Annotated in this window: 18 protein-coding genes; 13 read left to right on the forward strand and 5 right to left on the reverse strand. The window is 65.6% G+C overall.

Annotated elements, in window-relative coordinates; genetic code table 11:
• Nucleotides 1-118: 118 nt before the first annotated feature.
• The gene (locus ACFOKJ_RS01365; protein ID WP_390276186.1) at nucleotides 119-685 is read right to left on the reverse strand and encodes a helix-turn-helix domain-containing protein; all 567 of its coding nucleotides are present in this window, start codon (nucleotides 683-685) and stop codon (nucleotides 119-121) included.
• Nucleotides 686-766: 81 nt separating this feature from the next.
• On the opposite strand from ACFOKJ_RS01365, the gene ACFOKJ_RS01370 reads away from it, so the two are divergent.
• Nucleotides 767-1,669, forward strand: coding sequence for a DMT family transporter (locus tag ACFOKJ_RS01370; protein WP_390276187.1), 903 nt, complete (start codon nucleotides 767-769; stop codon nucleotides 1,667-1,669).
• Nucleotides 1,670-1,675: 6 nt separating this feature from the next.
• On the opposite strand, the gene ACFOKJ_RS01375 is transcribed toward ACFOKJ_RS01370, so the two are convergent.
• The 3 genes from ACFOKJ_RS01375 to ACFOKJ_RS01385 are packed head-to-tail and all read right to left on the reverse strand — an operon-like array spanning nucleotide 1,676 to nucleotide 4,408.
• Nucleotides 1,676-2,443: a hypothetical protein gene (locus ACFOKJ_RS01375; RefSeq protein WP_390276188.1), complete on the reverse strand. Its 768-nt coding sequence runs from the start codon at nucleotides 2,441-2,443 to the stop codon at nucleotides 1,676-1,678.
• 40 nt (nucleotides 2,444-2,483) lie between these two features.
• On the reverse strand, nucleotides 2,484-3,560 hold the full coding sequence (locus tag ACFOKJ_RS01380; RefSeq protein ID WP_390276189.1) for a glycosyltransferase family 4 protein: 1,077 nt from the start codon (nucleotides 3,558-3,560) through the stop codon (nucleotides 2,484-2,486).
• Nucleotides 3,551-4,408, reverse strand: a complete 858-nt coding sequence (locus ACFOKJ_RS01385; protein ID WP_390276190.1) for a UDP-2,3-diacylglucosamine diphosphatase — start codon at nucleotides 4,406-4,408, stop codon at nucleotides 3,551-3,553. Before ACFOKJ_RS01385 ends, ACFOKJ_RS01380 begins: the two co-directional genes overlap by 10 nt.
• Before the next feature lie 177 nt (nucleotides 4,409-4,585).
• On the opposite strand from ACFOKJ_RS01385, the gene ACFOKJ_RS01390 reads away from it, so the two are divergent.
• The 12 genes from ACFOKJ_RS01390 to ACFOKJ_RS01445 all read left to right on the forward strand — a co-directional run bounded on the left by ACFOKJ_RS01390 (nucleotide 4,586) and on the right by ACFOKJ_RS01445 (nucleotide 16,042).
• Nucleotides 4,586-6,211, forward strand: coding sequence for a phosphoethanolamine transferase (locus ACFOKJ_RS01390; protein ID WP_390276191.1), 1,626 nt, complete (start codon nucleotides 4,586-4,588; stop codon nucleotides 6,209-6,211).
• A gap of 70 nt (nucleotides 6,212-6,281) precedes the next feature.
• A complete protein-coding gene (locus ACFOKJ_RS01395; RefSeq protein WP_390276192.1) occupies nucleotides 6,282-6,983 on the forward strand; it encodes a phosphatase PAP2 family protein in 702 nt (233 codons plus the stop codon).
• A 95-nt stretch (nucleotides 6,984-7,078) separates the two neighbouring features.
• Nucleotides 7,079-7,345: a PepSY domain-containing protein gene (locus ACFOKJ_RS01400; protein ID WP_390276193.1), complete on the forward strand. Its 267-nt coding sequence runs from the start codon at nucleotides 7,079-7,081 to the stop codon at nucleotides 7,343-7,345.
• 168 nt (nucleotides 7,346-7,513) lie between these two features.
• The gene (locus ACFOKJ_RS01405; RefSeq protein WP_390276194.1) at nucleotides 7,514-8,050 is read left to right on the forward strand and encodes a cytochrome b/b6 domain-containing protein; all 537 of its coding nucleotides are present in this window, start codon (nucleotides 7,514-7,516) and stop codon (nucleotides 8,048-8,050) included.
• 9 nt (nucleotides 8,051-8,059) lie between these two features.
• On the forward strand, nucleotides 8,060-8,719 hold the full coding sequence (locus ACFOKJ_RS01410) for a response regulator (RefSeq protein WP_390276195.1): 660 nt from the start codon (nucleotides 8,060-8,062) through the stop codon (nucleotides 8,717-8,719).
• Nucleotides 8,720-10,021, forward strand: a complete 1,302-nt coding sequence (locus ACFOKJ_RS01415) for an ATP-binding protein (protein WP_390276196.1) — start codon at nucleotides 8,720-8,722, stop codon at nucleotides 10,019-10,021.
• A gap of 136 nt (nucleotides 10,022-10,157) precedes the next feature.
• Entirely contained in the window at nucleotides 10,158-11,159 is a 1,002-nt protein-coding gene (locus tag ACFOKJ_RS01420; RefSeq protein WP_390276197.1) for a sulfate ABC transporter substrate-binding protein, read from the forward strand.
• Nucleotides 11,159-11,623 (forward strand): hypothetical protein, encoded by a 465-nt coding sequence (locus ACFOKJ_RS01425; protein WP_390276198.1) that lies wholly within the window; start codon nucleotides 11,159-11,161, stop codon nucleotides 11,621-11,623. Before ACFOKJ_RS01420 ends, ACFOKJ_RS01425 begins: the two co-directional genes overlap by 1 nt.
• A 521-nt stretch (nucleotides 11,624-12,144) precedes the next feature.
• Entirely contained in the window at nucleotides 12,145-12,984 is an 840-nt protein-coding gene (cysT, locus tag ACFOKJ_RS01430) for a sulfate ABC transporter permease subunit CysT (protein ID WP_390276199.1), read from the forward strand.
• Nucleotides 12,984-13,859, forward strand: a complete 876-nt coding sequence (cysW, locus tag ACFOKJ_RS01435) for a sulfate ABC transporter permease subunit CysW (protein ID WP_390276259.1) — start codon at nucleotides 12,984-12,986, stop codon at nucleotides 13,857-13,859. The genes cysT and cysW overlap by 1 nt, the downstream gene beginning before the upstream one ends.
• Before the next feature lie 180 nt (nucleotides 13,860-14,039).
• Nucleotides 14,040-15,116: a sulfate/molybdate ABC transporter ATP-binding protein gene (locus tag ACFOKJ_RS01440; RefSeq protein WP_390276200.1), complete on the forward strand. Its 1,077-nt coding sequence runs from the start codon at nucleotides 14,040-14,042 to the stop codon at nucleotides 15,114-15,116.
• Nucleotides 15,113-16,042 carry a CysB family HTH-type transcriptional regulator gene (locus tag ACFOKJ_RS01445; RefSeq protein WP_390276201.1) on the forward strand — a complete coding sequence of 310 codons (930 nt, stop codon included), beginning with the start codon at nucleotides 15,113-15,115 and terminating at the stop codon, nucleotides 16,040-16,042. Before ACFOKJ_RS01440 ends, ACFOKJ_RS01445 begins: the two co-directional genes overlap by 4 nt.
• Before the next feature lie 69 nt (nucleotides 16,043-16,111).
• Here the strand turns inward: ACFOKJ_RS01445 and ACFOKJ_RS01450 are convergent, their stop codons facing one another.
• Nucleotides 16,112-16,990: a DMT family transporter gene (locus tag ACFOKJ_RS01450; RefSeq protein ID WP_390276202.1), complete on the reverse strand. Its 879-nt coding sequence runs from the start codon at nucleotides 16,988-16,990 to the stop codon at nucleotides 16,112-16,114.
• Nucleotides 16,991-17,049 lie beyond the last annotated feature (59 nt).

Below are 17,049 nucleotides of genomic sequence, written 5' to 3' on the forward strand. Positions count from 1 at the left end.
ATATCTAGTGTTTGGCGCATTGTATGGACGCAGCATGTGGTGTTAATTGATGTGCATCAAGTCTGGAAAAATACCTTTGGCATGATGCGGCGCGGCAGGGTTGGCCGCATCATTTCCCCTATTTTCCCTGGGGCGCCGGCATCACGATGCTGCGCTGGAAGCGCAGCAGGCCACGCCCGGGGTTGTGGTAGCGGTAGCCGTATTCGGTGCCGTAGCCGGCGGTGGCGCCGGCCAGCAGCGTGAGCGCCTTGTCGGCGTAGCTCAGCTGCAGCGTGCCGCTGTGCACCTCCACGATCTCGCCGCAGCCGCTCGGGTCCGGGGTGGCCTGGTAGCTGTCGCCGGGTGCCAGCTGCCACTGCCACAGCTCCAGCGTGCAGTGCGGTAATGCCAGGCTGTGCAGCAGGGTGGCGTGACTGTGCTGATTGTGCCCCTGCCACACCCGTACCGGCGACTCGCTGCCCGGCTGGCGCACCAGCTCGGAAAAGGTCAGCCCCAGCGCGCTGGCCAGCCGGTCCAGGGTGGCGATGCTGACATTGCTGGCGCCGGCTTCGATATTGATCAGCATGCGGCGGCTGACATCGGCGGCGGTGGCCAGCTTTTCCTGGCTCCAGCCCAGGCGCTGGCGGGTGGTGCGCAGATTGTGGGCGACGTGACTGAAGACTTGCAGAGAGCTGTGGTCGGTCATGGTGCAGTATATTGCGCTATTATCGATATGTGCACTATAGTGCACTGAATTGTTTCCATACCTTAGCTGCGAGACCAGTATATGTCCACTCTTGCCACTACCGCGCCTGCGACTCACCACCGGCTGCTGCCTGATCTGTCGCTGGTGGGCGTCACCATGCTGTGGGGTGCCACCTTTCTGGCGGTACAGACCGCGCTGCAGTGGAGCGGCGCCTTTGCCTTTGTCGGCATGCGCTTCGCCGTGGCGGCGCTGGCCGCCTGGCTGCTGTGCCGGCGCGAACTGGCGCAGCTGAATCGGGCCGAACTGCTGGGTGGCCTGGCTATCGGCGCGGTGCTGTACTTCAGCTACAACCTGCAGACGCTGGGGCTGCCGCATATTCCCAGCAGCACCTCGGCATTTCTCACCGGGCTGTATGTACCGCTGGTGCCGCTGCTGCAGTGGGTGCTGTTCCGTGATCGCCCCAGCCTGGCGGCCTGGGGCGGGATAGCGCTGGCCTTTGTCGGCCTGCTGCTGCTGGCTGGCGCCGACGGCCTGAACATCCACCTGGGGCTGGGCGAGTGGCTGACCATCGCCGCCACCGCCACCATTGCGCTGGAGATCTGTCTGATCAGCCGCTTTGCTGTCGGCTGCAATGCACGGCGCATGGCGCTGGTGCAGTTGCTGACCGTGTGCCTGCTGTCGCTGCTGAGCGCGCCGCTGGCCGGCGAGAGTCTGCCGCAGTGGCATCCGCTGCTGCTGGCCAGTGTGCTGGCGCTGGGAGCGATGACGGCGCTGATCCAGATCGTGATGAACTGGGCGCAAAAAACGGTGCCGGCCACCCGCGCCACCATCATCTACGCGATGGAGCCGGTGTGGGGCGGGCTGATCGGCTGGCTGGCGGGCGAGATGCTGACCGGCGGCAAGGTCGCTGGTGCGGCGTTGATCGTGGCCAGCGTGTTGCTGAGCCAGCTGGGCGCGCGCAAGACCGAACATGCGCCGGTGTGAGCCGGCTCAGGGCTGGCGCAGCTGGCCCTGCAATTGCGGCAGATAGTGCAGTGTCAGGCGGGAGACCTCCCGGCTGGCTACCAGCCGCTGTAGCGCCTGGCGCAGCTGGCTGCGATCGGGTGGCGACATGCGGCGCGACAGATAGCTGCCGACGGTGAGATACACCTCGGGCTGGAATGACAGGTAGCGTAGGGTGGCCCCCTCGGTACCCTGCGGGCTGCCCAGCCAGCTGGTGGTTTCCAGCAGTGCCTGCAGCCGGCGGTGCTGCAGTTTCAGATACAGGCTGCCGCGATCGTTGCTGTACTCCAGGCGGCCGGCCTGCCGTAGCGTTGCCAGCCGTTGTTCGATTTCCGTTGGGAACAAGGCACCGCTGAGAATGCCGATGCGTGCGTTCGGATCGGCCAGCAAGGCATCGGCGCTGCGGTAGTTGCTGCCAGCCAGCACCGTGGTCTGCAGCGGCAGGCGGAACAGCGGGACAAACTCCAGCAGCGGCTCCAGTTCGCTGCTCTGTATCGCCAGCAGCAACAGCTGCAGCTGGTGCTGCTGCAGCATGGCATTGCGTCGTGCCAGTGGCAGTTCGCGCGGGGTCAGCACGCAGCCGGTCAGCTGCTGCAGGCGCCCGGCCAGTGCCGGCAGCAGCCCCTGCGGGCTGCCGTTACGGGCCTCGCTGTATAGCTGTGCTGCCCGGCTATAGCTCGGGTAATCGTAGCGGCAGGGGGCGGCGGCCTGGGCCGCAAGCGAGGCAAGCAACAGCAGGCCGGCGAATGCTTTCATGGGCACCACGCAAGATCATGATGCTCACATTGTGCGACATTTATCGAACTTTGCCACTCGCCGTGGCATGGCTGGCAGATACCCCGCTGGCAGGCCGGCGCCGCGGATTGAGGTTGGCCGCAAACTGCCGCGTGGCCTCGGCCCAGGAGAAGCGCTCGGCAATGCGGCGCACGTGATCGCGGTCCAGCGCCAGCGCCTGCAGGCAGGCCAGGCGCAAGTCCTGGTGCAGCACGCCGCCGCCGCTGTTGCCCACCACGTCCAGCGGCCCCGCCACCGGGTAGGCCGCCACCGGTGTGCCGCAGGCCATCGCTTCCAGCAGCACCAGACCGAAGGTGTCGGTAAGGCTGGGGAACACGAATACATCCGCCGCGCGGTAGAAGCGGGCCAGCTCGTGCTGCGGAAACACGCCGGCAAAGTGTACCTGCGGGTAGCGCTGGCGCAGCTCTTCCAGCTGCGGACCTTCGCCCACCACCCACTTGCTGCCCGGCAGGTCCAGCTGCAGGAAGGCCTCGATGTTTTTCTCCACCGCCACGCGGCCGATGTAGACAAAGCGCGGCGGCGCGGTTTCCAGCCGTTCGCGCTCGCCGGGGCTGAACAGCGTGGTATCCACGCCGCGTCCCCACAGCACCACATTGCCGAAGCCACGCTCCCGCAGCGCGCGCACTATGCTGGGCGTGGGCGCCATCACTGCCGCCGCCGGAGCATGGAAGTGGCGCATGAAGGCATAGCTGATGCCCAGCGGCAGCCGCGTGCGGGCGGCGACGTATTCCGGAAAGCGGGTGTGGTAGGCGGTGCTGAACGGCTGCTTGTGGCGCAGGCACCAGCGGCGCGCGGCCCAGCCCAGCGGGCCTTCGGTGGCAATGTGCACCGCGTCGGCATCGAATGCGGCCAAGCTTTGTGCCACCTTGCGGTAGGGAAACAGCGCGATGCGGATATCCGGGTAGCTGGGCAGCGGCATGGTGGTGAACGCTTCGCCATCGTCGTGTTCGCCGCCCAGCGGGGTGAGCAGCGCCACCTCGTGGCCCATGGCGCGCAGCTCGCGCACCGTTTCCAGCAGGCTGCGTACCACGCCGTTCACCTGCGGCAGCCAGGCATCTGTCACGATCATTACGCGCATGGGCGGCTCTCCTGATGGGCATGTACCGGCAGGGCAGCTGGTAGCTCGGTTGGCAACGGCAGCAGCAGCTCCTCGTGGCTGGCAGGGTGGGCCGGGCTGGCTGCCGGGGTATCGATGCGCGTCCAGTACACCACTTCCAGCCGGCCATCGTGGTGTTCCACCAGCGCCGACAGGCTTTCCACCCAGTCGCCGCAGTTGCCGTACACGATGCCGTCGATGTCCTTGACCTCGGCCTTGTGGATGTGGCCGCAGATCACGCCGTCAAAGCCGCGGCGGCGGGCCTCGGCGGCCAGGATGTGCTCGAAGTCGCTGATGAAATTCACCGCGTTCTTCACCTTGTGTTTCAGGTACTGCGACAGTGACCAGTACGGCCGCCCCAGCTTCTGCCGCAGCCAGTTGAAATGGCGGTTCAGCCCCAGGATCACCGTGTACAGGCTGTCGCCGACATAGGCCAGCCACTTCACGTGCTGGATCACGCCGTCGAATTCGTCGCCGTGGATGATCAGCAGCCGGCGGCCGTCGGCAGTGCGGTGTTCGGCTTCGCCGCGAATGGCGATGCCGCCGAAATCCAGCCCGTGGTACTGGCGCGCCGCTTCGTCGTGATTGCCGGGCACATACACCACCTGCGTGCCCTTGCGTGCCTTGCGCAGCACTTTCTGCACCACGTCGTTGTGCGCCTGCTTCCAGTACCAGGATTTTTTCAGCTGCCAGCCATCGATGATGTCGCCCACCAGGTACAGGGTGTCCGACTCGTTGTGGCGCAGGAAATCCAGCAGAAAGGCGGCCTGGCAGCCGCTGGTGCCAAGATGGACATCGGATAGCCAGATGGTGCGGTAACGGTGGCTCATGGAGCATCTCCACGCTGCAGATGCCCCGATGCTGCCGCCGCCGTGTGACAGCAGCATGAGTGTGCTGTGACAGCCTGGTGACGGTAACATGGCATGAGAAAATTCCGATGTCGGCGACGCCATAAGCTTGGCTTAATGCTGCTCCGCTTCAATGCGCGTATTCCGCCCTAGAGACTGATGATGAACAAGCTGTTGCGCCCGGCCCGTGCCGAGTGGCTGGCGCTGTCCGCCGCCCTGCTGTTTGTAGTGCTGTTCAACCTGCCGTTCTGGCAGCGGCTGCTGGCCATCATCGGCCCCATCGACGGCCACGGCATCAAGTTGCTGGGGCTGTCCTTCGTATTGCTCACCGCGCTGCTCAACCTGCTGCTGCTGCTGTTGCTGTGGCCGCGCATCGGCCGCCCGCTGCTTACCGTGCTATTCGTTACCACCGCCGCCATCAGCTATTTCATGAGCCAGTACGGCGTGCTGATCGACATGAACATGGTGCGCAACGCCATGCAGACCGATGGCGCCGAGGTGCGCGATCTGCTCACCGTGAAAATGCTGCTTACCGTGCTGCTGCTGGGCGGCCTGCCCAGCCTGTGGCTGTGGCGCGCGCCGCTGAGCTACCGCCCGGCGCTGCGCGAGCTGGGCAGCCGCGCCGTGGCGCTGCTGGTGACCGGCGGCGTGGTACTGGGCGTGGCGATGGTGGGTTACCAGGATTTTGCCTCGCTGTTTCGCAACAACCGCGAGCTGCGCTTTGCCATCACCCCCACCAACTACCTGCAGGCCACCAGTTCTTATCTGAAACGCAGCTATGCCAAGGAGGTGCCGCTGCAGCAGATCGGGCTGGATGCCCGCCGCGGCCAGGGTTGGCCGCAGGGCAGCAAGCCGCGTGTGCTGGTGCTGGTGGTGGGCGAGACCGCTCGCGCCGACCACTTCTCGCTTAACGGCTACCCGCGCCCGACCAACCCGGAGCTGGCCAAGGTGGGCGGGCTGCTGAACTACCCGGATGCCTGGTCCTGCGGTACCGAAACCGCGGTCTCGGTGCCATGCATGTTCTCGTCGCTGCCGCGCGAGCAGTTCGATGCTGACGAGGCCAAGCACCGTGAAAACCTGCTGGATGTGCTCAAGCGCAGCGGGCTGGACGTGCAGTGGCTGGACAACAACTCCGGCTGCAAGGAAGTGTGCAACCGCGTGCCATCGCAGATGCTGTTCGGCGCCAAGGACCCGCGCTACTGCAATGAGGAAGAATGTTTCGACGACATCCTGCTCACCGCACTGGACGACAAGCTGAAAACCATCAAGCAGGACACGGTGATCGTACTGCACCAGAAAGGCAGCCACGGCCCGGCCTACTACAAGCGCTCGCCGCCGCAGTATTCGCCGTTCCAGCCGGCCTGCCAGAGCAGCGAACTGCAGAAATGCAGCCAGGCCGACATCGTCAACGGCTTCGACAACACCATCCGCTACACCGACCACATCCTGGCGCAGGCCATCGCCCGCTTGCAGGCGCGGCAGGACATCGCCGGCAGCCTGTTCTACCTGTCCGACCATGGCGAGTCGCTGGGTGAAAACAATATGTACCTGCATGCCACGCCCTATATCGTGGCGCCGGATGCGCAAAAGCACATCCCGATGCTGGCCTGGTTCTCGCCGCAATGGCTGGCTGCGGCCAATCTCAGCCAGGCCTGCCTGCAGCAGGGCAGCCGCCAGCACTACAGCCAGGACAACCTGTTCCACACCGTGCTGGGGCTGATGGATGTACAGACCAGCCTGTACCAGCGCCCGCTGGACATGTACGCCGGCTGCCGCCGGGCCTGATGTGCTGTTAAGCCCCGGTTAATGCCGGGGCGGCACACTGCCGCATTCCATTCTGCCGACGTCACCAGCTATGACGCCTTCCACTTTCTACCGCCGCCAGCTCCTGTGCCTGCTGTTCTGCCTGCTGGCCCTGCTGTGGCTGGAACACTACCCGCAGCTGGATTTCTCCTTGCAAGCCTGGTTCTACGACCCGGCCAGCAGCCGCTTCCCGCTGCAGGACGCGCGCTGGCTGGAGTGGCTCAATCACCGGCTGGCCAAATACCTGGTGCTGCTTACCGGCCTGCTGCTGGCCTGGCGCGGCTGGCGGCAGCGCGATGCCCGTCGGCTGCTTACGGTCGTCGCCATGCTGCTGGCCGGCGCCGTGGTGGCCTGGCTCAAATCCGAGAGCGCGCATTCCTGCCCGTGGGATCTGCAGGCTTTTGGCGGCACCGCCAGCTGGTTTCCGCTGCGCGGGCTGGTACCTGCGGATGCCGGCCCCGGGCATTGCTTCCCCGGCGGCCATGCCTCGGCCGGATTTTCGTTGCTGGCGCTGGCTTATTGGCAGTGGCTGTTGCGGCCAACCCTGGCGCGCGGCCTGTTCTGGCTGGGCATGGGGGCTGGCATGCTGATGGGCTTTGGCCAGATGCTGCGCGGCGCCCATTTCCTGTCGCACAACCTGTGGAGCGGCTGGCTGGTATGGGCGACTTGCTGCCTGCTGTTCGCCTGCTACGACCTGCTGTGGCAGCCGTGGCGGCAGCGTAGCGCGGCGCGCCGGCAGCTAAGCGCCGCTTAAGTACAGGCTAAGGCTGCATTAAGACTGGCGGCATAAATTGAACGGGTACCTGCAGGCGTGCAGGCACCCTACAGATCACTCCAAGGAGCTTTACCATGAAAAAACTGCTTGCTATCGCCCTGATGGCTTCCTTTGCTTCCACTGCCTTTGCCGCTGCCCAATGCCCGGCCCAGCCGAAAGACAAATGGCAGAAAGAAGCCGACTTCAAAAAGCAGCTGCAAGGTCAGGGCTACCAGATCAAGAAATTCAAGGTGTCCGGCAACTGCTACGAAATCTACGGCAAGAACAAGGATGGCAAGAAAGTTGAAATCTACTTTGACCCGGTAAGCGGCAAGCCGGTGAAGAGCGATATCGCTGACTGATAACCACCACGCAGGTCGGGCAAGCCCGACCTGCGTGAGGGCTGACAAAGCCCTTTCGCCACGCGGAAGGGCTTTGTTCCATACACAGGAAGGCTGTCGAATAACAGAGCCTGAGCAGGATGCCGCAGCCCTTGCTGCATGCTGCACAGGCTTTTCAAGGAGAAAACCATGACTCACCCCGTTACCGCCCGCAGCGTGAAAGTGTGGGACCCATTTGTGCGCCTGTTCCACTGGTCGCTGGTGAGCTGTGTGCTGCTCAACCTGTTTGTGCTGGAAGAAGGCGACCCGCCGCACCGCTGGGCAGGCTATATCGCCACCGGCCTGGTAGTGGCGCGCATCATCTGGGGCTTCATCGGCAGCGAGCATGCGCGTTTCAGCAGCTTCTTCCCCACCCCGGGCCGCATCAAGGCGCATCTGGGCGCGGTGAAGGAAGGCCAGCACCCGCAGACGGTGGGGCATAACCCGCTGGGCGCGCTGATGATGTTTGCGTTGATGGGGCTGGTACTGTCGCTGGGTGTCAGCGGCTACCTGATGGGTACCGATGCCTACTTCGGCGAAGAATGGCTGGAAGAGCTGCACGAGGCTCTGGCCAACACCCTGCTGGCCGCCGCCGGACTGCATGCGCTGGCCGCCATCGTGATGAGCCGTGTCGAGCGCGTGAACCTGGTTCGTGCCATGATTACCGGTGTCAAACAATGGCGCTGAGGTAAAGCTATGCGGGTATTGATCGTCGAGGATGATCCGCTGATCGGAGATGGCCTGCAGGCTGGCCTGCAGGCCCTTGGTTTCAGTTGCGACTGGCTGCGCGACGGCAAGCTGGCGCTGTCCGGCATCCGCGCCGCGCCTTACGACGCGGTGGTGTTGGACCTGGGCCTGCCCGGCATGGATGGCCTGGACGTGCTGGCCGCCTGGCGCAAGGCCGGCCAGCAGGAGCCGGTGCTGCTGCTCACCGCGCGTGATGCGGTGAACGACCGCATTCGCGGCCTGGATGCCGGCGCCGACGATTACCTGGTGAAACCGTTCGCGCTGGGCGAGTTGGCCGCAAGGCTGCGCGCCCTGCTGCGCCGCCGTGGTGGCCAGAGCCTGCCGCTGCTCAGCCACGGCCGCGTCAGCCTGGACCCGGCTGCGCGCCAGGTCACGCTGGATGGCGTGCCGGTGGCCTTGTCCGCCCGCGAGCTGGCGGTGCTGGAGGTGCTGCTCAATAACCGCAACCGCGTGCTCAGCCGTGCCGAGATCGAGGAAAAGCTGTACGACTGGGCGCACGAGGTAGAGAGCAACGCGGTGGAAGTGCACATCCACCACCTGCGCAAGAAACTGGGCGCCGACTTCATCAAGACCCGCCGCGGCCTGGGCTATACGCTGGGAGATGCCTGAGTGAGCAACAGCCTGCGCGGCACCCTGATACGCAGCCTGCTGGTGGTGGTTACCCCGCTGTGGCTGGTGGCCAGCGTGCTGCTTGCACTGCATGCCCGCCATGAAATCAACGAACTGTACGATGGTCAGCAGCAGACCTTTGCCCAGCAGCTGTACAGCACGCTGCCGATGCTGGCGGCACGGCAACAGGGCCTGCCGCCGGAACAGAAACAGGAAAGCGATCACCAGGCGGTAGCCGCCTGGGACGCGAGCGGACAACGCCTGCTGGTGGACAGCGAAGGGCTGGACCTCGACTACCGGGCCGATGGCAGCGGCTTTCACAGCCTGCAGCACGATGGTGAAAACTGGCGGGTGTACTACCTGTCCGGCCCCGACGGTACCGTGGCGGTGGCGCAGGAGCTGGACGAACGCTGGGAGGCGCTCTCCGGGCTGTTGCTGACCCAGAGCCTGCTGTGGCTGGTGCTGCTGCCGGTGGCGCTGGGCGCGGTGTGGTGGGCGGTGGCGCACAGCCTCAGGCCGCTGGCGGTGCTGCGCGGCGCATTGCAGCAACGCCAAGCCGACGACCCCACGCCGCTGGAGCGCGATGTGCCGCGCGAGATCCAGCCACTGATCGACGGCATGAACAGCCTGATCGACCGTGTGGCAGACACCCTGCAGCGCGAGCGGCAATTCACCGCCAGCGCCGCGCACGAGCTGCGCAGCCCGCTGGCGGCGCTGCGGGTGCAGGCCGAACTGCTGACCCTGCTGGACGAACCGGCCGCGCGCAATGCCGCCGCCGGCAAGGTGATGCAGGGCGTGGACCGCGCCAGCCACCTGGTGGACCAGCTGCTGGCCCTGTCGCGGCTGGAGCAGCAGCACGACCTGCCGCGTCAGCCACTGGACTGGGCGCAGATTGCCGAGCACGCCTGCCAGCAGGTGGCCGATTACGCCGCGCAGCGCGGTAGCCATATCGTGCCGCAGCTCAGCGGTGAACCGTTGGCTGCGGGCGAGGCCACGCTGCTCACCCTGCTGCTGCGCAACCTGCTGGACAATGCCCTGCGCTATTCCCCACCCGGCAGCCACATCGTGCTGGAAGTCGGCCCGCAGCAGATACGGGTACTGGATAACGGCCCCGGTATCGCCGCCGAATATCTGGCGCAGGTTGGCCAGCGCTTCTTCCGCCCCCCGGGGCAAGGTCAGAGCGGCAGCGGGCTCGGCCTGTCCATCGTGCGACGCATTGCCGAGCTGCACGGCCTGCGCCTGAGCTGGCACAACCGTAGCGAAGGCGGGCTGGAAGTCTGCCTGCAGCCGGACAGCCACTGATACCCGGCTGAGAGCCTGCCACTGCATTGCTTATCAACCGATAGCTGATAAGCAATGCAGATTTTCTTGGTTCGCCGCCGCCTGGTGCTTCGCTAGATTCTCCCCATTGCTTATCGTTACCCAGGGGAGAACATCCATGAACCGCCTTACCCGACTTGCCACTGCCACCACCCTGTTGTTCGCACTGGCCGGCCACGCGCTGGCCGATGTCAGCCTGCTGAACGTGTCCTACGACCCCACCCGCGAGCTGTACCAGGACTTCAACACCGCCTTTGCCAAGTACTGGAAAGCCAAGACCGGCGAAACCGTCAACATCAAGCAGTCACACGGCGGTTCCGGCAAGCAGGCACGTTCGGTGATCGACGGCCTGGAAGCCGACGTGGTAACACTGGCGCTGGGTTACGACGTGGATGCGCTCAACACCGAAGCCAAACTGATTCCGCCCAACTGGCAAAAGCGCCTGCCCAACAACGCTTCGCCGTACACCTCCACCATCGTGTTCCTGGTGCGCAAGGGCAACCCGAAAGGGATCAAGGACTGGAATGACCTGATCAAGCCGGGCGTGGAAGTGGTGACGCCGAACCCGAAAACCTCCGGCGGCGCGCGCTGGAACTACCTGGCAGCCTGGGGCTACGCGCTGAAGCAGCCGGGCGGTAACGACACCAAGGCCCGCGAGTTCGTGCGCAAGCTGTTCCAGAACGTGAAAGTGCTGGATTCCGGCGCGCGTGGCTCCACCGTGACCTTCACCCAGCGCGGCATCGGCGACGTGCTGCTGGCCTGGGAGAACGAGGCCTATCTGTCGGTGAACGAATTCGGCCCGGACAAGTTCGACATCGTCACCCCATCGCTGTCCATCCTGGCCGAGCCGCCGGTGAGCGTGGTGGACAAGGTGGTGGACAAACGTGGCACCCGCAAGGTGGCCGAAGCCTACCTGCAATACCTGTACAGCCCGCAAGGCCAGGAGCTGGCGGCCAAGAACTACTACCGCCCGCGTGACCCGAAAACCGCCGCCAAATACGCCAACCAGTTCAGCAAGGTAAAACTGTTCACCATCGATCAGGTGTTCGGCGGCTGGACCCGCGCGCAGAAGACCCACTTTGCCGATGGCGGCATCTTCGACCAGATCCAGGTGAAGTAATGCAGACCCGCCTGCCGTTGCTGCTGCTTGCCGACGGCCGGCAGCACGATGGCCGCACCCTGCTGGCGCTGGCGCGCGGGCAGGGTGTTTTTGTGCTGGAGGAGGTGGCGGCACTGGCGCACTGGCTGCAGCTGGGCGCCACGCCCGTTCTGCTGCTGGCGCATGGCGCACTATGCGTGCCGGCACTGGAGCTGCTGGCGGCAGACACCCGCTGCCGCGCCGCCTTGCTGCTGTCGCCGCAGGGCGATGCGCTGGCCGCACGGCCGCTGCCGTTTCCCGCGCTGGTGGCCTGCCACCGCCCCGACCCGCGCTACCCGCGGCTGACCCAGGCCGCCGGCCTTGCCACCGCCTGGCAGGCGCGGCTGCATCTGTTGTCCGGCAGCGGGGAGGACGCTAGCGAGCTGTCACCGCTGCTGACCGACCTCATCCGCCTGGCCAGCCAGCCGCTGGCGGGGGAGTGCTGAGCTGTCGATATGACACACCCGCCGCACAACGTTGGCCGCAAGCCTGTACCGAGGGTTGCGGCCAATGTTCCTTTTCTCGCGTAGGGTGGGCTAAGGCTATCAGCCGTGCCCACCGGCAAGATGTCATCGGTGGGCACGCTCCGCTTTGCCCACCCTACGTGTAGTGCTCACGTTGCCGCGGTTTTAGCACCACCTGCCACACAACGTTGGCCGCAAGCCCGTACCGGGCGCTGCGGCCAATGTTCCTTGTCTCGTGTAGGGTGGGCTAAGGCTGTCAGCCGTGCCCACCGGCAAGATGTCATCGGTGGGCACGCTCCGCTTAGCCCACCCTACGTGTAGTGCTCACGTTGCCGCGGTTTTACAACCACCCGCTATATCAACCGGCCGCATTCCGCTTTTTCAGTTATTGAATAAGTAACGAAGAAATCCTTATTTTTCGAATAAGGAGCCGGCCAATATCCTGTGGCCAGTTATATAGCCACAGGAAACAGCATGAAACCCACTACCCGAGGAGCCGCCGCATGAGCCGTGCCGCTACCTTGCCCCGTGTCCTGCCCGGCTTTGGCCTGTCGCTGGGCTTTACCCTCACTTACCTGTCGCTGATCGTGCTGATCCCACTGTCGGCGGTGTTCATCCGCGCCAGCGGCATGAGCCTGGATGCCTTCTGGGAGGCGGTGACCGCGCCGCGCGTGCTGGCCTCCTACCGGCTGAGTTTCGGCATGGCGCTGCTGGCGGCGGCCATCAATACGGTGTTCGGCCTGCTGCTGGCCTGGGCACTGGTGCGCTACCGCTTTGCCGGAAAGAAGCTGGTGGATGCGCTGGTGGACCTGCCGTTCGCGCTGCCCACCGCGGTGGCCGGCATTGCGCTTACCGCCCTGTACGCCGGCAACGGCTGGCTGGGCCAGTACCTGGAGCCGCTGGGCATCAAGGTGGCGTTCGGGCCGCTGGGGGTGCTGGTGGCGCTGGTGTTCATCGGCCTGCCCTTCGTGGTGCGCACGGTGCAGCCGGTGCTGGAAGACCTGGAGACCGAGCTGGAAGAGGCCGCCTCCAGCCTGGGCGCACACCGCTGGCAGACTTTCCGCCACGTGATCCTGCCGGTGCTGCAGCCGGCGCTGATGACCGGTTTCGCGCTGGCCTTTGCCCGCGCGGTGGGCGAGTACGGTTCGGTGATCTTCATCGCCGGCAACATCCCGATGGTGTCGGAGATCACCCCGCTGATGATCATCAGCAAGCTGGAGCAATATGACTATGCCGGCGCTACCGCCATCGCCGGGGTGATGCTGGTGTTTTCCTTCCTGCTGCTGCTGGCCATCAACGGTCTGCAGGCATGGCAGGCGAAACGTAGCGGAAGGAGTGCATGATGGCCGGTGCCGTTTCCAATCTCTATGCCCAGCATGACCGCGCGGCGCTGCTGGAAAGCCGCCAGGCCACCCGTGAGCCGGCGTGGGTGAAGACCCTCATTCTCACCGTGGCGCTGGGCTTCTTCGCCGTGTTCCTGCTGCTGCCGCTGGCAGTAGTGTTTGCCGAGGCGCTGGCCAAGGGCTGGGATACCTACCTGGCGGCGCTGCTGGAGCCGGATGCGCTGTCGGCGGTGAAGCTCACGCTGTTGGCCGCGGTGATTTCGGTGCCGCTGAACCTGGTGTTCGGCGTGGCGGCGGCGTGGGCAATCACCCGTTTCGATTTTCGCGGCAAGCAGCTGCTGATCACGCTGATCGACCTGCCGTTCTCGGTGTCGCCGGTGGTGGCCGGCCTGGTGTATGTGCTGGTGTTCAGCAGCCACGGCTGGCTTGGCCCCTGGTTGCTGGAGCATGACATCAAGGTGATTTTCGCGGTGCCGGGCATCGTGCTGGCTACCATGTTCGTGACCGTGCCCTTTGTGGCCCGCGAGCTGATTCCGCTGCTGCAGGCGCAGGGGCGCGAGGAAGAAGAGGCCGCCGTGGTGCTGGGCGCGCGCGGCTGGCAGGTGTTCTGGCATGTGACGCTGCCCAATGTGCGCTGGGCGCTGCTGTACGGCGTGATTCTCAGCAATGCGCGGGCGATGGGCGAGTTCGGCGCGGTATCGGTGGTGTCCGGCCATATCCGTGGCGAGACCAACACCCTGCCGCTGCATGTGGAGATTCTCTACAACGAGTACCAGTTTGCCGCCGCCTTTGCCGTGGCCAGTCTGCTGGCGCTGCTGGCGCTGGTGACGCTGGTGGTGAAGAGCTGGGTGGAGTGGCGCGCCACGCGCGATTAAACGTCGCTAACAAAACCCCTGATCCTGCGTTGCGCCTGCTTGCCGTACTCGCTGTACTGTCTGCGTCGGCGCGCCTTGGCTCAGGTCCTCTGCAAGGTTTTGTTAGCAACGCCAAATATCTATCCGCTGCGGCGAGCGCAGCGGGCAAGGTTGGCCGCAAGGCGACCACGGAGAAATGAAATGAGCATCCAGGTACAGAACATCCACAAGGCATTCGGCGATTTCGTCGCTCTCGACAACCTCACGCTGGACTTCCCCGGCGGCGAGCTGGTGGCGCTGCTGGGGCCGTCCGGCTGCGGCAAGACCACGCTGCTGCGCGTCATCGCCGGGCTGGAGCAGGCCGACAGCGGTCGCGTGCTGCTGGACGGCGAGGACGCCTCCGACACCCACGTGCGCGAGCGCCAGGTGGGCTTCGTGTTCCAGCACTACGCGCTGTTCCGCCACATGACGGTGTTCGACAACGTGGCCTTCGGCTTGCGCATGAAGCCGCGCAAGCTGCGCCCCAGCGAGGCCGACATCAAGCGCAAGGTGCACGAGCTGCTGGACCTGGTGCAGCTGGACTGGCTGGCAGACCGCTTCCCGGCACAGCTGTCCGGCGGCCAGCGCCAGCGCATCGCCCTGGCGCGCGCGCTGGCGGTGGAGCCGCGCGTGCTGCTGCTGGACGAGCCGTTCGGCGCGCTGGACGCCAAGGTGCGCAAGGAGCTGCGCCGCTGGCTGCGCCGCCTGCACGACGAGCTGCACATCACCTCCATCTTCGTGACCCACGACCAGGAAGAAGCGCTGGAAGTGGCCGACCGCGTGGTGCTGATGAACCACGGCCGCGTGGAGCAGATCGGCAGCCCGGGCGAGGTGTACCGCCAGCCGGCCACGCCTTTCGTGTACGGCTTTCTGGGGGCGGCCAACCGGTTCGAAGGCAGCGGCAGCGCCGGCGGCATCGCGGTGGGTAATGCCCGGCTCAGCAGTGAGCCGGCAGCGTATGATGGCCGGGTGATCGCCTTTGTGCGCCCGCACGAGCTGGACATCGTGCCGGGCGAGCATGGCGATGGCGTGCCGGCACGCATCAGCCGCCTGCTGACGCTGGGCGCGCTCACCCGTGTGGAGCTGGAAGGCCGTGACGAGCTGGCCGGCCAGCAGTTCGATGTGGAACTGCCGGCCGGCAGCGAGCTTGTCGCAAGCCTGCAGGCCGGGCAGCCGGTACGCCTCAAGCCGCGCAGCGTGCGCGTGTTCGCCAACCAGGAAACGGCAGGTGCCGCATGAATTTCCAGCAGCTACGCATCATCCGCGAGACGGTAAGACAGAATTTCAACCTCACCGAGGTGGCCAACGCGCTGTTCACCTCGCAGTCCGGCGTCTCCAAGCACATCAAGGACCTGGAAGACGAGCTGGGCGTGGAGCTGTTCGTGCGCAAGGGCAAGCGCTTTCTCGGCCTGACCGACCCCGGCAAGGAGCTGCTTACCATCGTCGAGCGCATGCTGCTGGACGCCGGCAACATCAAGCGCCTGGCCGAGCAGTTCAGCCAGCGCGACGAAGGCCAGCTCACCATCGCCACCACCCACACCCAGGCACGCTATGCGCTGCCCAAGGTGGTGACCGCGTTCAAGAAAGCCTTTCCCAAGGTGCACCTGGTGCTGCACCAGGCCAGCCCGGACGAGCTGGTGCGCCTGCTGCTGGCCGGCGAGGCCGACATCGGCATCGCTACCGAGGCAGTGGCCGAGGTGCCGGAGCTGGTGTCCTTCCCGTACTACAGCTGGCACCACGCGGTGATCGCGCCGCCGGAACACCCGCTGCATGGCCAGCAGTTGTCGCTGGAGACGCTGGCCGAGTATCCCATCGTCACCTACCACCAGGGCTTTACCGGCCGCGCGCAGATCGACCGCGCCTTTGCCGACGCCGGCCTGGCGCCTGACATCGTGATGGCGGCACTGGATGCCGACGTGATCAAGACCTACGTGGAGCTGGAGCTGGGCGTGGGCATCATCGCCTCGATGGCGGTGGACGCGCAGCGCGACAGCCAGGTGCAGGTGGTGGCTGGCGAGCCACTGTTCGGCCACCAGACCACCCGCATCGCCATCCGCCGCGGCCACTACCTGCGCAGCTTCGCCTACCGTTTCATCGAGCTGTGCTCGACTGCCCTGGACGAAGACACCGTGCGGCGGGCGCTGTCGCCGTTGGCGCAGGATTGAGATAGCGGCTCTCGTGCGCTTGCGGCCAACCTTGTGGCGATAAGGTTGGCCGCAAGTGTTTTCAGTGCATCAGCTACGCACCGCCCTCGCCGGCAGCGCCTGCCACAGCGCCGCGCCGGCGATCAGCAGCCCGCCGATCCAGCCGCTGGCGGCTAGCGGCTCGCCCAGCCAGGCCACCGCGAACAGTGCGCCCCACAGCGGCTCGCTGCCCAGCAGCAGCGCCACCTTGCTGGGGCTGGATTCCGCCAGCGCGCGGTTCATCGCCCAGAAGGCGAACAGGGTGCAGAACAGTACCAGGAAGGCGATGGCCAGCCAGAACGATGCTGCCGTCGGCAGTGGTGGCAGGCCGCCGGGCTGCAGCAGGCCCAGCAGCAGCGCTCCGGCGCCCACCAGTGCGCTCTGCACACCGGTGAGGCCCAGCATGTCGATGCCCTTGCCGGCGGTAAGCCGGGTGGCAAGGCAGGTCTGCGCTGCACGCAGCAGCGCCGCCAGCAGCATCAACGCATCGCCGCCGTTTATTTTGCCCGTCGCCATGCCGGTAAGCAGCCAGGTACCCAGCAGCGACAGGATGGCCGCCAGCCACAGCCGCGCCGCCGGGCGCTTGCCGAACCACAGCCATTCCACCGGCGGCGTCAGCAGCAGGCACAGGCTGATCAGGAAGGCGGCGTTGCCGGCGCTGGTATGCGCCACGCCGTAGGTTTCCACCAGAATCACCGTCAGCAGCCCACTACCTATCGGCAGCGCCGCCCGCAGCGTGGCGCCTTGCTGCGCGCGCGGCAGTCGCAGCCAGTAGGGCAGCAGCAACAGCGCGCTCAGCAGGAAGCGCAGCGCGATGACACCGGCCACCGGGTAGAAGGCCAGTGCACTCTTCACCATGCTGTAGCTGCCGCCCCAGATGGCAGCGGTGAGCAGCAGCAACAGTTCGGCGGGAATCAGGATGCGGTTCATGGCGGGCTCCTTGCATTGACTAGCCAGCAGTATGAAACTGCATCGATACCTTGATAATC

The organism is Vogesella amnigena (genome assembly GCF_042648905.1).
GTDB classification, from domain to species: Bacteria; Pseudomonadota; Gammaproteobacteria; order Burkholderiales; family Chromobacteriaceae; genus Vogesella; species Vogesella amnigena.

What these genes read in the sequence shown, in the direction of transcription:
- ACFOKJ_RS01425 (WP_390276198.1), top strand. Translation starts at nt 11,159, where the DNA reads ATGCAGACCCGCCTGCCGTTGCTGCTGCTTGCCGACGGCCGGCAGCAC.
- ACFOKJ_RS01395 (WP_390276192.1), top strand. Translation starts at nt 6,282, where the DNA reads ATGACGCCTTCCACTTTCTACCGCCGCCAGCTCCTGTGCCTGCTGTTC.
- ACFOKJ_RS01375 (WP_390276188.1), bottom strand. Translation starts at nt 2,443, where the DNA reads ATGAAAGCATTCGCCGGCCTGCTGTTGCTTGCCTCGCTTGCGGCCCAG.
- ACFOKJ_RS01450 (WP_390276202.1), bottom strand. Translation starts at nt 16,990, where the DNA reads ATGAACCGCATCCTGATTCCCGCCGAACTGTTGCTGCTGCTCACCGCT.
- ACFOKJ_RS01410 (WP_390276195.1), top strand. Translation starts at nt 8,060, where the DNA reads ATGCGGGTATTGATCGTCGAGGATGATCCGCTGATCGGAGATGGCCTG.
- ACFOKJ_RS01385 (WP_390276190.1), bottom strand. Translation starts at nt 4,408, where the DNA reads ATGAGCCACCGTTACCGCACCATCTGGCTATCCGATGTCCATCTTGGC.
- ACFOKJ_RS01445 (WP_390276201.1), top strand. Translation starts at nt 15,113, where the DNA reads ATGAATTTCCAGCAGCTACGCATCATCCGCGAGACGGTAAGACAGAAT.
- ACFOKJ_RS01400 (WP_390276193.1), top strand. Translation starts at nt 7,079, where the DNA reads ATGAAAAAACTGCTTGCTATCGCCCTGATGGCTTCCTTTGCTTCCACT.
- ACFOKJ_RS01420 (WP_390276197.1), top strand. Translation starts at nt 10,158, where the DNA reads ATGAACCGCCTTACCCGACTTGCCACTGCCACCACCCTGTTGTTCGCA.
- cysW (WP_390276259.1), top strand. Translation starts at nt 12,984, where the DNA reads ATGGCCGGTGCCGTTTCCAATCTCTATGCCCAGCATGACCGCGCGGCG.
- ACFOKJ_RS01440 (WP_390276200.1), top strand. Translation starts at nt 14,040, where the DNA reads ATGAGCATCCAGGTACAGAACATCCACAAGGCATTCGGCGATTTCGTC.
- ACFOKJ_RS01405 (WP_390276194.1), top strand. Translation starts at nt 7,514, where the DNA reads ATGACTCACCCCGTTACCGCCCGCAGCGTGAAAGTGTGGGACCCATTT.
- ACFOKJ_RS01370 (WP_390276187.1), top strand. Translation starts at nt 767, where the DNA reads ATGTCCACTCTTGCCACTACCGCGCCTGCGACTCACCACCGGCTGCTG.
- ACFOKJ_RS01365 (WP_390276186.1), bottom strand. Translation starts at nt 685, where the DNA reads ATGACCGACCACAGCTCTCTGCAAGTCTTCAGTCACGTCGCCCACAAT.
- cysT (WP_390276199.1), top strand. Translation starts at nt 12,145, where the DNA reads ATGAGCCGTGCCGCTACCTTGCCCCGTGTCCTGCCCGGCTTTGGCCTG.
- ACFOKJ_RS01390 (WP_390276191.1), top strand. Translation starts at nt 4,586, where the DNA reads ATGATGAACAAGCTGTTGCGCCCGGCCCGTGCCGAGTGGCTGGCGCTG.
- ACFOKJ_RS01380 (WP_390276189.1), bottom strand. Translation starts at nt 3,560, where the DNA reads ATGCGCGTAATGATCGTGACAGATGCCTGGCTGCCGCAGGTGAACGGC.